Origin of the sequence: Marivirga sp. (genome assembly GCF_024636815.1) — a bacterium.
Lineage (GTDB): Bacteria > Bacteroidota > Bacteroidia > Cytophagales > Cyclobacteriaceae > Marivirga.
Window position 1 is genome coordinate 1 of sequence record NZ_JAGXGF010000182.1, and the last position, 12,084, is coordinate 12,084.

Here is a 12,084-nt window from a genome sequence, read left to right on the forward strand (position 1 = left end):
TAGGAAAAGCTTTTCCATATAATCCAATATACTGCGTTATCTTCCCTCGATATAGCCCGCTATATCTTCTCAAAGACGCCTTGTCTATTGAATTATATGAAAATCTGAATTTACAAATTAGAGTCGAACTCAGGTTATAAGATAGATAGACTAATCATGCCGCTGAATTGATTATTATAAATATTCCTAATAATAAAAAGAGCCATTGAAATCAGTTTCAATGACTCTTTTCCTTTAAAAGGTAGTGTGGTTTCGGTATGACGCTTTTACAAATAGCATTTGAAATGCTAATCTATCCCATTTAATGAAAAAATTATAGGAGAAACTTAGCGTCTGACGGATACTGTCGGGCTTTACAAAAATGGTGGGTTCCTTTAACGGTTCCAACCGTCAGACCCAAGGCTAAGCTATATTAGTGTAAACAGCCTGTACATCATCATCCTCTTCAATTTTATCAATCAATTTTTCAATATCTGCCATTTGCTCGTCAGTAAATTCTACTGAATCATTGGCAAATCTTTTTAATGAAGCATTCTTAACATCTATGTTAAGCTCTTCTAATTTTTTTGATAAATTACCAAATTCTTTATAATCTCCATAGACATACAGATTACCCTCATTTTCCTCAATCTCTTCCATTCCGGCATCAATCAGTTCCAATTCAAGTTCTTCGATGTCCATATCTTCGGTTTTTTCAAATTCAAAGACAGCGGTTCTTGAAAACATAAATTCTAAAGAACCATTCGGGACTAAATTAGCACCAACTTTATCTTTATTGAAATAAGATTTAATATTAGCTACAGTACGGTTGTTATTGTCAGTCGCACATTCAATAAATATCAGTACACCATGAGGCCCTTTACCTTCAAAAGTAACTTCAACATAATTTTCTGCCTCGGATGTTGAAGCTCTTTTAATAGCGGCCTCAATGTTATCTTTAGGCATATTTTGTGCCTTGGCATTTTGAATGGCAGTCCGTAGGGAAGCATTCATTTCAGGGTCAGGTCCACCTTCCTTAGCCGCCATGGTGATGGTTTTTCCTAATCTTGGAAATAAACGGGACATCTTATCCCATCTTTTTTCTTTTGCCGCTCTGCGGTATTCAAATGCTCTTCCCATTATAATTTAATTCTTTTGCTGCAAAAATATAAAGAAGAGATTAAGATACCGCAATCTGAATGTAGTTTTGTTTCTCTAAATTATTGAAAATTATTCCTGCATCAGAAATTCAACGACATCTTCTTCCGAACCACAAAGTTTAAAAGGCAGGTTAAACTTATTAATGCTCTTTAATATCATATTAAGATAATAACGTTTAAAGATATTGGCATCTGAAATTGTTCCTGCTCTTTCCATTCCAGCTTCAATTGCCTTTGGCAACATTTCCTTTTCAAACCATTTGCGGTTTTCAGGACCAACTACTCCTTGCTCTCTAGTATCAGAATAAAATCTTTTAACGATATTTCCTGCTATAGCATGGTCATAAACGGTTAAAAACGCTTCTTTATATTGGTCGATACTTACATTGCCTTTCCATTTAATTCTTGCCATTTCCTGATCAGGGAAATAAGTTACTTCTGCATAATCTTTGTCTAATAATGTTTGAGTTTTTATCGCTTCTTGTTCCATAATGATTTGCTTTAATTTAAGTAAGTTAAAATCAAATAATATAAAAAATCATATTTTGGCGAATTATTACATGTTGTAACAAATATTATAATGTACTTATAATCAAATCGTTGAATAATTTATAATACTTATATTAATGGTTGGGGTATTTAAAAAATATAAATATCGTAATGCGAGTTATGGGTAAAACTCAGTTTGAAACATGATTTATATCAGTGAAAATAATGCTATATCAATTTAAATTTGAGCCATAATTAATTTGAGTTTTATGACAGATTTAAGCACTAAATACAACAAAGCGATTCCCAGATATACCAGTTATCCAACAGTTCCACATTGGAAATTGCAAAATCCAAATCAAGCAGAGTGGTTAAAAGAAGTTCAGAAAGTTTATTTTTCGCAAAAAGATAAAAGCATCAGTCTTTATATTCATTTACCATTTTGCGAAAGCCTATGTACTTATTGTGGTTGTAATAAAAGGATCACAAAAAATCATAGTGTAGAGGAACAATATATAGAAGCTGTTTTATCAGAATGGAATATTTATGTAAATGCTTTGGGTGAAAAACCAATTATCAGAAACATACACCTAGGTGGAGGAACACCCACTTTTTTCTCCTCTGAAAATCTGCATAAACTTTTATTTACTATTTTAGAGACTTCTGAAATCCATCCTCATAAAGCTTTTAGTTTCGAAGGACATCCCAACAACACTACTTATGAGCAATTAAGAATTTTAGCAGAATTGGGCTTCGACAGGATTTCTTATGGTGTGCAGGATTTTAATATTAAAGTGCAAAAAGCAATCCACCGTATTCAACCAATTGAAAATGTTCGGAAAACCACTCAATGGGCAAGACAGCTCGGTTATCATTCGGTAAACTATGATTTAATTTATGGGCTGCCTTTTCAGACTTTAGAAAATATTGAAGAGAATATTGAAAAAGTCAGAGAGTTCAAACCTGAAAGAATTGCGCTTTATAGCTATGCACATGTGCCATGGAAAAGCAAAGCGCAAAGAGGTTATGGAGATGATGATTTGCCTAAGCCGGAAGAGAAATTAGCCATGTATCTCCGAGCAAAGCAAATGCTCAATGAAATGGGGTATGAAAATATAGGCATGGATCACTTTGCCGTGCCTAATGATGAGCTGACTATTGCCAAGGAAAAAGGGTATTTAAACCGCAATTTCATGGGCTATACCACCGATCAAAATCAAATGATGATAGGTTTAGGCTGTTCAGCCATAAGCGCTACAGGTACTGCCTTTGTTCAAAATGAAAAAGTAGTAGAAAAGTATCAAACTGCAGTTTTGAATGATGAATTACCATTAATTATTGGTCATTATTTAACAGAAAAGGAACAGATCTCAGCTAAATTAATTAACCAGATTATCTGCAATGGATCAGTTCGTTTTAACAATAGTTCCTTGGCTATGCAGTTATGGGAAGAAGCTCAGGAGGAACTAGCCGATATGCAAAAAGATGGTTTATTGGAAATAGGAGATTATTCATTGAAAGTAACAGAAAAGGGAATGTTGTTTGTAAGAAATATTTGCAGTCTCTTCGATCCAAAACTAAAGCAAAAATCAGAAAAGCCTCAGTTTAGCCAGAGTATTTAGTTTTAATTTACTTCCAGTTTTGATTAAATTGAAGATACTGCCTAGTTATCCTACAAACCTTCATCAGTGCGTCATAGGGATCTATTGATTTTAACCAAGGGTTAAAATAATACAACCGTGAGAAATCATTTCATTATTGAAGTTCTTATTTCATATGTTTGCTAATAATAGAGAATTGAAACTCTGTTTCAATATAACAAGATTCCTGCCTTCGCAGGAATCTATCAATTCTAAAATATAACTACAATAACGATTAAGCAATTTTATCCGTCTAATCAATAAAAGAATTCTATGCCCAAAAAAGACATTACCCAAAAAGAAGATATTCAATTATTAGTCGATAGCTTCTATGAAAAAGTGCTAAAGGACGAGACTATCGGTTACATTTTTACTGACGTAGCAAAACTGGATGTCCCAGCTCATATGCCTATTATGTACGACTTTTGGTCTTCTGTCTTATTAGGTACAACTGCTTATAAGCGCAATCCCATGGATAAGCATTTTGCTTTAAATGAAAAAGAACCATTACAAAAAAAGCATTTCGATAGATGGTTGGAATTATGGTTTGAGACAGTTGACGAGCTATTTGAAGGTGAAACTGCTAAGGAAGCTAAAAACAGAGCAAACACAATAGGCAAGTTAATGCTTTTCAAAATGGAAGCCGCAAGAAATTAAACATTCACTCTGAATATCAGTTTATTAAGTATGGATAAACTGATATTCCCCATAAGCCTAGTAACATTCATCGCTTTCTTCTATGTAGTAGCAGCAGCATTCAATTTCCCTTACCCTATTGTTGCAGGACTATTTGGTATTTTGCCGGTAGCTCTAATTTGGATGGTATATAAAGTCCTCAAAGATGGAGAACATAGCGGTAAAACTTTTGAAAAACACTTTTACGAGTTTGAGTGATATTTTTATCACAAAGATATCTCTAAGAATTTCACAAAGAGAACCAAGTAAAAGATAAAGCTGTTGATTAGCTTTCGCCTTACTAAATTGTTCAAAGAGAGGCCAATTCTACCCTTCAAAGCAGATGTTTGGAATTTTGTCATATAGTTTAAATAATTGTGAAATGACCACTTCCGAGGGACTCGGGAAAGCGGGAGGGAGGAATCCGAAAGCTTTCGGGAAGTGGCGCAGTGTAGGATTTTCGAGCAGAAGCATTAAACTTTCTTGCTCGCCAGCTGGCGGATGATTCTTTTTGCTAGTATAAAACAAGTTTTCGCAGTCTTTCCGGCCAAAGGCTGGTCAGCCTTTGGCTGAGAACTGAACTTCAATAGAGACAACATAAGTTATGCTATTGTAAAAAATGGTGAGAATCTTATTATTTCCTGATGAAGTAAATCTGTGAGAACTATCCCCTTCAGGGGATTATAGGGGTGTTGCTTGAGTGGAATAAAGTGATTTCATCAGAAAAAAAGAAATCTTGTTTTATACTAGCAAAAAGAATGGAAAAAGTGTTAAGAAAGGAAATATTAGAATTAATACTTTTAAATAATATGTAATTTCATTTTTTCCCTAGCCCTTTCCTGTATCCTTTTCTGAACACTTACGCCCATAATCTTGCTTTCCAGCCAAGCAATAATGTCAAAATAGATAAATGAGCGTTTTTCATATCTGATATCTTGAAGCGGTTCAAGATTTTTCAACAACTTTTTAAATTCAGGAATCAATTCCACTTCTCTAAATTCACCAGCAAGTTTTCTTAAGAAACGCAATATATGTTTTTGAAATAAATGCAATTCACCCTTTTTAAGTACAAAACGGTAAGTGGAGCGGATGTAATAGTCTATCACCTCCATATTGCCCAGTTCATAATGTGCAATTAGACTCAAAATTCTCACGAAAGAGTGAATATCTTCCCTTAAATCTGTTTTTTCATCTTGCTGAATGCGGTTTAACCATTCCAGTGCTTTGTGATATTGGCTATCCCCAAAATAAAGGCAGGCAATTTTATAGAACAATATGATGCGGGAATGCTCATCCGAACGCTGAATAAAAGCCTCTAAATCAGGATTAAGCTTTTTTAATAATTTTACGCCCAAATTAAATTTCCCGAGCATAAAAATTCTATTGAATTCATGCACATAAACGTATTTTACCAGCCTGTTGCGGATATTTTCATTTACCGAATTCTGTATTTGTTCATTTAAATTATATAACCTTTGTTGAGTTTTAAGAAAATTTTGATAGTAGAATAATTTATATTCAGCTATCATCACCTGGTTGACGGCACTTAAATAATCATTCAAATGACTTTGCTTTAAGTCAGAATGATGGTCATAGAGTTTTAACCATTTTAAAGCATACTGATAACCCAAATTCATGTCTTCTATGAAATAGTAATAGTTAACATATAATCTGTAAAGACTTAATTTTTCATGTATGGATAATTTATCTTCCTCATGTTTTGGTAATCCATCATAAAATAAATTTTGAACTTCTTTAAAGTGCTCATCATTTCGGATATAGCCTGTTTTCACGTAGATGGCATTCAGTTTTACCGCTAAATTGGTGAATTGATTGATCAAATTAATTTTGCTGTTTGCATCTTCCACTTCTGAAATCACACGCTGAACGGCCTGACTGTATTGGCTTCCCACGCTTTGATTGAGTAGACTTTTCTCCCATTTTAAAAGCTCCAATTTTAATTCTAAGTTACCCGTTTTGGCTACCTTTTTATAGGCTTTTTTTAAGATGTCAAATGCTTGTCTAAATAAACCCCTATTATATAATAATTGCACATAATCAATCATCTCGCGAATATGGATTTCACTATTTTTCCCACTTTCATATTGCCTAAGCGCTTGCAAAATTTTTTGCATCAAGTGCGCTTTCATATTTGAAATCTGACTGGCTTTTATAAAGTTAATTCCCTCTAAATCCCCTGCTAAATAAACATCTTTATGATCTAAGTAATCAAAAAGTTGCATGTACTTAGCCTTGCTTTCATTCTGTTGTTGGGACAGCAATCGGAAATAGCGCTTTTCACTACGGGTAAGCGATTTTATTAAATCAAATAAATGGTCAGATGAATGCTTAGCCATCGTAATTAAAAGTCATTAAATAATTGTTTGAAGCTCTATTTAATTATAAATGTAAAAATAGAAATCGTAATTGCAAAAATATTTGGCATTACATGCACTGATCCATCGTCCTACATTAGTCCTATCAAAATATTAAAAGCATTAAAAAATTTATATATGGCACGAAGGATAGCAATTTTTGATACCACTTTAAGAGACGGAGAACAAGTGCCCGGTTGTGGTTTAAGCAAAAATGATAAGCTTAAAATCGCTAAGGAGTTAGAGGCATTAGGAGTAGATGTGATTGAATCGGGCTTTCCCATTTCTTCACCAGGAGATTTTGAATCAGTACGTCTTTTATCTAAGGAAATTAAAAATTCATCAATTTGTGCCTTATCCCGTGCGGTGAAAAATGATATTGAAATAGCTGCCAGAGCTTTGGAAGGAGCAGTCAGGCCAAGAATCCATACAGGTTTGGGAACCTCCGATCAGCATGTTTTCACAAAATTAAATTTCACAAGAGAGCAAGTTTTAGAAAAAGCCCATGAATGTGTTACCCATGCCCGATCTTTTGTAGACGAAGTAGAATTTTATGCTGAAGATGCAGGAAGAACTTCCAATGAATTTTTAGCTCAAGTTGTAGAAGTAGCAATCGCAGCCGGTGCAAAAGTAGTTAATATCCCGGATACTACCGGTTTTTGTTTACCGGAAGAATACGGAGCTAAAATTAAATACTTGGTAGACAATGTAAAAGGTATTGAAAATGCTACCATATCTGCTCATTGTCATAATGATTTAGGTTTAGCAACTGCCAATAGTATAGCCGCTATCATTAATGGTGCTGGGCAAATCGAATGTACTATAAATGGAATTGGCGAAAGAGCTGGAAATACTTCTTTAGAAGAGGTGGTGATGGTCATGAAGAAACATCCTGAATTAGCACTCGAAACTGGAATTAATACTCAATTGCTATTTCCAATAAGTCAAATGGTTTCACAAACTATGTGCATGCCAGTTCAGCCTAATAAAGCTGTAGTAGGTTCTAATGCCTTTTCTCATTCTTCAGGTATCCATCAGGATGGGGTGATCAAAAATAGAGATAATTATGAAATCATAGACCCTTATGAAGTAGGAGTCAATAAATCAAGCATTATTTTAACAGCCAGAAGTGGAAGAGCCGCCTTGAATTTTAGATTGATTGAATTGGGGGTTCATTTAGGAAAAGAAGAATTGGAAGAGACTTACCAACATTTTTGTGAATTAGCAGACCGCATCAATGTGGTAGAAGATAAGGATTTAAAGCATTTGGTTAAAAATCATTCAGTAGTAGTAAAATAAATTTCAGCTAAGACAATGTCAGCAAAAACATTATTTGATAAGATTTGGGATAAACATGTGGTGCATTCAGTTGAGGATGGTCCGCAGGTTTTATATATAGACAGGCATTTCATTCATGAGGTAACCAGTCCGCAGGCTTTTTCAGGCTTAAAGGAAAGAGGTATTCCTGTTTTCAGACCTGAACAAACCATAGCCACTGCGGACCATAACGTACCTACTGAAAATCAACATTTACCTATCAAAGATGCACTATCCCGCCATCAGGTAGAAACATTAATTAAAAATTGTGAAGAGTTCGGGGTGGAATTATACGGTTTAGGTCATCCTTACCAAGGGATAGTGCATGTGATAGGCCCTGAATTAGGAATTACCCAACCGGGTATGACGATTGTTTGTGGAGACAGCCACACTTCCACTCATGGTGCTTTCGGAAATATAGCTTTCGGAATTGGAACCAGTGAAGTAGAACAAGTGATGGCAACGCAATGTGTATTACAAAAAAAGCCCAAGACATTAAAAATTCAGGTTGATGGGAAACTAAATCCTGGAGTAGTTTCGAAAGATATTGTATTACATATCATTGCAAAACTAACTGCAGCTGGAGGAACCGGTCATTTTATAGAATTCTGTGGTTCTACCATTGAAAGTTTATCCATGGAGGCCCGTATGACAATATGCAATATGAGCATTGAAATGGGGGCCAGAGGCGGATTGATTGCTCCTGATGAAACGACTTTTGAATATCTGAAATCAAAGCCTTTCGCTCCTAAGGGAGAAAAATGGAATAAAAAAGTGGAGGAATGGAAAGCATTGAAATCAGATCCAAATGCTCAATTTGATTTGGAGTATCATTTCAAAGCTGAAGATATTGAGCCTATGATTACTTATGGCACTAATCCAGGTATGGGAATTGGTATCACCAAAGATATCCCGCTTCCAAATGGAAAAACTGCTTCCGGACTTGAGAAATCATTGAAATACATGGATTTGGAAGGTGGCAAACAACTGCTAGGACATCATGTGGATTATGTTTTCATCGGCAGCTGTACCAACAGCCGAATTGAAGATTTACGTTTGGTGGCAGAATTGGTGAAAGGAAAGAAAAAAGCTGATCATGTACATGCCATGATAGTTCCTGGTTCACGGCAAGTGGAGAAGCAAGCCCGAGCCGAAGGATTGGATAAAATATTGGAAGCAGCTGGCTTTGAATTAAGACAACCGGGGTGCTCAGCATGTTTAGGCATGAATGAAGATAAAGTGCCCAAGGGAAAATATTGTGTAAGCACATCTAATAGAAATTTTGAAGGAAGACAGGGACAAGGTGCCAGAACCTTATTGGCGAGTCCTTTGACCGCAGCAGCAGCTGCACTTTCAGGTAAAATTTCGGATGTGAGAGAATTAATGAAAGTAGAAGCATAAGATATTATGGAAAAATTTAACACATTAAATAGTCAGGCTGTATTACTTCCCTTTGAGGATGTAGATACTGATCAGATTATTCCCGCTCGTTTCCTGAAATCCGTCAGTCGGGAGGGGTTCGATGAGAACCTCTTCCGCGACTGGCGGTATTTAGAAGATGGCTCGCCTGATCCTGAATTTGTATTGAATCAGGAGGCTAATAAGGGAGATGTTTTAGTAGCGGGAAGAAATTTTGGATGTGGATCCAGTCGTGAACATGCTGCATGGGCATTGGTTGATTATGGTTTTAAAGCAGTGGTGTCAAGTTTTTTTGCAGACATTTTTAAAAATAATGCACTGAATAATGGGCTTTTGCCTGTTCAGGTAACAGATGATTTCTTAGCTCAGGTGTTCGAAATTCTGAAGAAAAAGCCGGAAGCCAAATTACAAATTGATTTGCAAAATCAGGAAATTAGTTTGGTAGGATTCTCTTTAACTGAAAATTTCGAGATTAATTCTTATAAAAAGTACTGCCTGCAAAACGGCTTTGATGATATAGATTTTCTATTGAACAAAAAGAATGAAATTGAAGCTTACGAGCAATCGCTAGCCTAAAGAAATAAATTATATGAACAAAAATATAAGCATATTAGCCGGAGATGGAATAGGGCCTGAAGTAACCACGGAGGCAGTAAAAGCCTTGGATGCTATTGCTGAAGCCTTTGGTCATCAGTTTCAGTATAGCAATGCATTGATTGGAGCAGCTGCTATTGATGCCACGGGTAATCCTTTCCCGGAAGCAACAGAAGAGAGTTGTAAATCAGCCGATGCTATTTTATTTGGCGCTATTGGTGATCCTAAATACGATAATGACCCGAATGCAAAAGTTCGACCTGAGCAGGGATTATTGAAAATGCGCAAAAACTTAGGACTTTTTGCAAATGTCCGTCCAGTGAGCAGTTATGATGCACTTTTACCTATCTCTCCTTTAAAAGAGCACATCATTAAAGGAACTGATTTTGTGGTATTCAGGGAGTTGACAGGGGGGATTTATTTTGGTGAACCAAGAGGTCGTTCCGAAGATGGAAATACCGCTTTCGATAGCTGTGTTTATTCTAAAATGGAAATTGAAAGAATAGCACATCTCGCATTTAAAGCTGCAGAGAACAGAAGAAAGAAACTCACTTTAGTGGATAAGGCAAATGTTTTGGCTACCTCCCGTCTGTGGAGAGAAACAGTGAAAGATTTGGCAAGCCAATATCCGGATGTAGAACTTGATTTTATGTTTGTGGATAATGCTGCCATGAAGATTATTCAGAATCCTAAGGATTTTGATGTAGTCTTGACCGAAAACATGTTCGGAGATATCATCACAGATGAGGCCTCGGTTATTTCAGGTTCTTTAGGTTTATTGCCTTCGGCCTCTTTAGGAATTAAAAGCAGTTTGTTTGAGCCAATTCATGGTTCTTATCCTCAAGCTGCAGGAAAAGGAATTGCAAATCCGCTGGGAGCAATACTTTCTGCTGCCATGCTACTGGAATATGCTTTTGACTTAAAAGCAGAAAGCCAAATTATAAAAGATGCAGTAGCGAAATCTTTGGAAGCAGGATTTGCTACTGAAGATACCCAGAAAGAAAATCCTAAAAGCACCAAAGAAGTAGGTGATTTTATAGTTGACCAAATTAAAAGTCTGGTGACAGTCAATGCATGATGAAAAAATTCGAAATCAACAATATTGTCATTATTACCATTTTAGTCATTTTTTTCAAAATGGCAGGATGAGCTTTTATCAAAAATGAAATGATATGAAGCCATCTTGCTAAAACAGGATGGCTTTTTTTTAACAATATAAATCTTAACCCAAACGCATATGTATTACAATGATAAAACCCTAGTATTCCTTAATGGCGATTGGCGTTATGCCGAAGATGCCCAAACTAGTTTGTACGGACAAACCTTGCACTATGGAAATGGTGTATTTGAAGGGATTCGTGCCTATAAAAATGATGTGGGTTTCAATATTTTCAAAGCCCATGAGCATTATGAGCGTTTACACAAATCCGCTGATTTAATGCATATCAAAATCCCTTATTCTGTGGAGGAATTAGTAAGCATAAGCTATGAATTATTAGATAGGAATAATCTGACTGATGCTTATATCCGCCCTTTGGTTTATTTGGGAGCTAATATGGCACTTCAACCTACTGATGAAGTAAATGTATTCATCTGCGCCTGGAAATGGGAGAAATATTTGGGTCACGATCCTATCAAGGCTAAAATTTCATCTTATCAGCGCATTCATCCCGCCTCACAGCATGTGGAAGCTAAAGTAGTGGGACATTATACTAATTCAATTCTGGCCACTACCGAAGCCAAGAAATTGGGTTATGATGAAGCGATTTTATTAGACTATACTCAACATGTTTCCGAAGGATCGGGTGCTAATATTTTCATAGAAAAAAACGGAGAGCTTTTTACTCCATCAAGAGGAAATATTTTACCGGGAATTACACGCCAAACTGTTTTAGAGATATGTAAAGATCATGGAATAAAAGTAACCGAAAAGCCCATATCAAAAGAACAATTATTGGAGGCGGATACTGCTTTCTTTACTGGAACTGCAGCGGAAATCGCCCCAATCGCTCAAGTAAATAATACGGTTTTTCCACTTAGTTGGGAAGATTCAATAGGACAGAGTATTTATCATATCTACCGACAAAAAGTATTGTTCAACGATTTACAAAATCAAACCATCATATAATGGCTAAGGAATTAAATCCATACAGTAAAGCAGTTACGCAAGACCCAACTCAGCCTGCAGCTCAGGCAATGTTACATGCTATAGGCTTGTCAGATGAGGATTTGACAAAACCGCAAATAGGTATTGCCAGCACGGGTTTTGAAGGTAATCCATGTAATATGCATTTAAATGATTTGGCTTTAGAGGTTAAGAAAAGCATCAAATCTTATGAATGGGTAGGATTGATCTTTAATACGATTGGGGTCAGTGACGGTATTTCCATGGGTACCAACGGCATGCGATATTCATTGCCTTCTCGTGATATTATA

General features: G+C 35.8%; 12 protein-coding genes. 9 read left to right on the plus strand and 3 right to left on the minus strand.

What is annotated here, in order from left to right; all coding sequences use genetic code 11:
- Positions 1-402: 402 nt before the first annotated feature.
- Positions 403-1,119 carry a YebC/PmpR family DNA-binding transcriptional regulator gene (locus Q0L29_RS13290; protein ID WP_296622413.1) on the minus strand — a complete coding sequence of 239 codons (717 nt, stop codon included), beginning with the start codon at positions 1,117-1,119 and terminating at the stop codon, positions 403-405.
- Positions 1,120-1,209: 90 nt separating this feature from the next.
- Positions 1,210-1,629 (minus strand): hypothetical protein, encoded by a 420-nt coding sequence (locus Q0L29_RS13295; RefSeq protein ID WP_296622414.1) that lies wholly within the window; start codon positions 1,627-1,629, stop codon positions 1,210-1,212.
- Positions 1,630-1,897: 268 nt separating this feature from the next.
- Here Q0L29_RS13295 and hemN point away from each other — a divergent pair, with 268 nt between their 5' ends.
- From hemN to Q0L29_RS13310, 3 genes are all read left to right on the plus strand, one after another.
- Positions 1,898-3,250 carry an oxygen-independent coproporphyrinogen III oxidase gene (gene hemN / locus Q0L29_RS13300; protein ID WP_296622415.1) on the plus strand — a complete coding sequence of 451 codons (1,353 nt, stop codon included), beginning with the start codon at positions 1,898-1,900 and terminating at the stop codon, positions 3,248-3,250.
- Positions 3,251-3,541: 291 nt separating this feature from the next.
- Positions 3,542-3,925 (plus strand): group III truncated hemoglobin, encoded by a 384-nt coding sequence (locus Q0L29_RS13305; RefSeq protein ID WP_296622416.1) that lies wholly within the window; start codon positions 3,542-3,544, stop codon positions 3,923-3,925.
- Between the two features lie 30 nt (positions 3,926-3,955).
- Complete coding sequence (locus tag Q0L29_RS13310; RefSeq protein ID WP_296622418.1) at positions 3,956-4,162, plus strand: hypothetical protein; 207 nt, start codon at positions 3,956-3,958, stop codon at positions 4,160-4,162.
- A 581-nt stretch (positions 4,163-4,743) separates the two neighbouring features.
- Here Q0L29_RS13310 and Q0L29_RS13315 read toward each other — a convergent pair.
- The gene (locus Q0L29_RS13315; RefSeq protein WP_296622420.1) at positions 4,744-6,300 is read right to left on the minus strand and encodes a hypothetical protein; all 1,557 of its coding nucleotides are present in this window, start codon (positions 6,298-6,300) and stop codon (positions 4,744-4,746) included.
- 156 nt (positions 6,301-6,456) lie between these two features.
- Here Q0L29_RS13315 and Q0L29_RS13320 point away from each other — a divergent pair, with 156 nt between their 5' ends.
- The 6 genes from Q0L29_RS13320 to Q0L29_RS13345 form a co-directional block, all read left to right on the plus strand.
- Positions 6,457-7,617, plus strand: a complete 1,161-nt coding sequence (locus Q0L29_RS13320; protein ID WP_296622422.1) for a 2-isopropylmalate synthase — start codon at positions 6,457-6,459, stop codon at positions 7,615-7,617.
- Positions 7,618-7,632: 15 nt separating this feature from the next.
- Positions 7,633-9,036, plus strand: a complete 1,404-nt coding sequence (leuC, locus tag Q0L29_RS13325; protein WP_296622423.1) for a 3-isopropylmalate dehydratase large subunit — start codon at positions 7,633-7,635, stop codon at positions 9,034-9,036.
- Positions 9,037-9,042: 6 nt separating this feature from the next.
- Entirely contained in the window at positions 9,043-9,630 is a 588-nt protein-coding gene (gene leuD, locus Q0L29_RS13330) for a 3-isopropylmalate dehydratase small subunit (RefSeq protein ID WP_296622425.1), read from the plus strand.
- 13 nt (positions 9,631-9,643) lie between these two features.
- Entirely contained in the window at positions 9,644-10,726 is a 1,083-nt protein-coding gene (gene leuB, locus Q0L29_RS13335) for a 3-isopropylmalate dehydrogenase (protein WP_296622427.1), read from the plus strand.
- 159 nt (positions 10,727-10,885) lie between these two features.
- Positions 10,886-11,776 carry a branched-chain amino acid transaminase gene (locus tag Q0L29_RS13340; RefSeq protein WP_296622428.1) on the plus strand — a complete coding sequence of 297 codons (891 nt, stop codon included), beginning with the start codon at positions 10,886-10,888 and terminating at the stop codon, positions 11,774-11,776.
- On the plus strand, positions 11,776-12,084 hold a 309-nt coding region (locus Q0L29_RS13345; protein ID WP_296622431.1), incomplete at its 3' end, for a dihydroxy-acid dehydratase. The genes Q0L29_RS13340 and Q0L29_RS13345, both read left to right, overlap by 1 nt.

Coding starts and splice junctions, on each gene's coding strand:
- hemN (WP_296622415.1), top strand. CDS start 1,898: ATGACAGATTTAAGCACTAAATACAACAAAGCGATTCCCAGATATACC.
- Q0L29_RS13295 (WP_296622414.1), bottom strand. CDS start 1,629: ATGGAACAAGAAGCGATAAAAACTCAAACATTATTAGACAAAGATTAT.
- Q0L29_RS13290 (WP_296622413.1), bottom strand. CDS start 1,119: ATGGGAAGAGCATTTGAATACCGCAGAGCGGCAAAAGAAAAAAGATGG.
- Q0L29_RS13310 (WP_296622418.1), top strand. CDS start 3,956: ATGGATAAACTGATATTCCCCATAAGCCTAGTAACATTCATCGCTTTC.
- leuD (WP_296622425.1), top strand. CDS start 9,043: ATGGAAAAATTTAACACATTAAATAGTCAGGCTGTATTACTTCCCTTT.
- Q0L29_RS13305 (WP_296622416.1), top strand. CDS start 3,542: ATGCCCAAAAAAGACATTACCCAAAAAGAAGATATTCAATTATTAGTC.
- Q0L29_RS13340 (WP_296622428.1), top strand. CDS start 10,886: ATGTATTACAATGATAAAACCCTAGTATTCCTTAATGGCGATTGGCGT.
- leuC (WP_296622423.1), top strand. CDS start 7,633: ATGTCAGCAAAAACATTATTTGATAAGATTTGGGATAAACATGTGGTG.
- Q0L29_RS13320 (WP_296622422.1), top strand. CDS start 6,457: ATGGCACGAAGGATAGCAATTTTTGATACCACTTTAAGAGACGGAGAA.
- leuB (WP_296622427.1), top strand. CDS start 9,644: ATGAACAAAAATATAAGCATATTAGCCGGAGATGGAATAGGGCCTGAA.
- Q0L29_RS13315 (WP_296622420.1), bottom strand. CDS start 6,300: ATGGCTAAGCATTCATCTGACCATTTATTTGATTTAATAAAATCGCTT.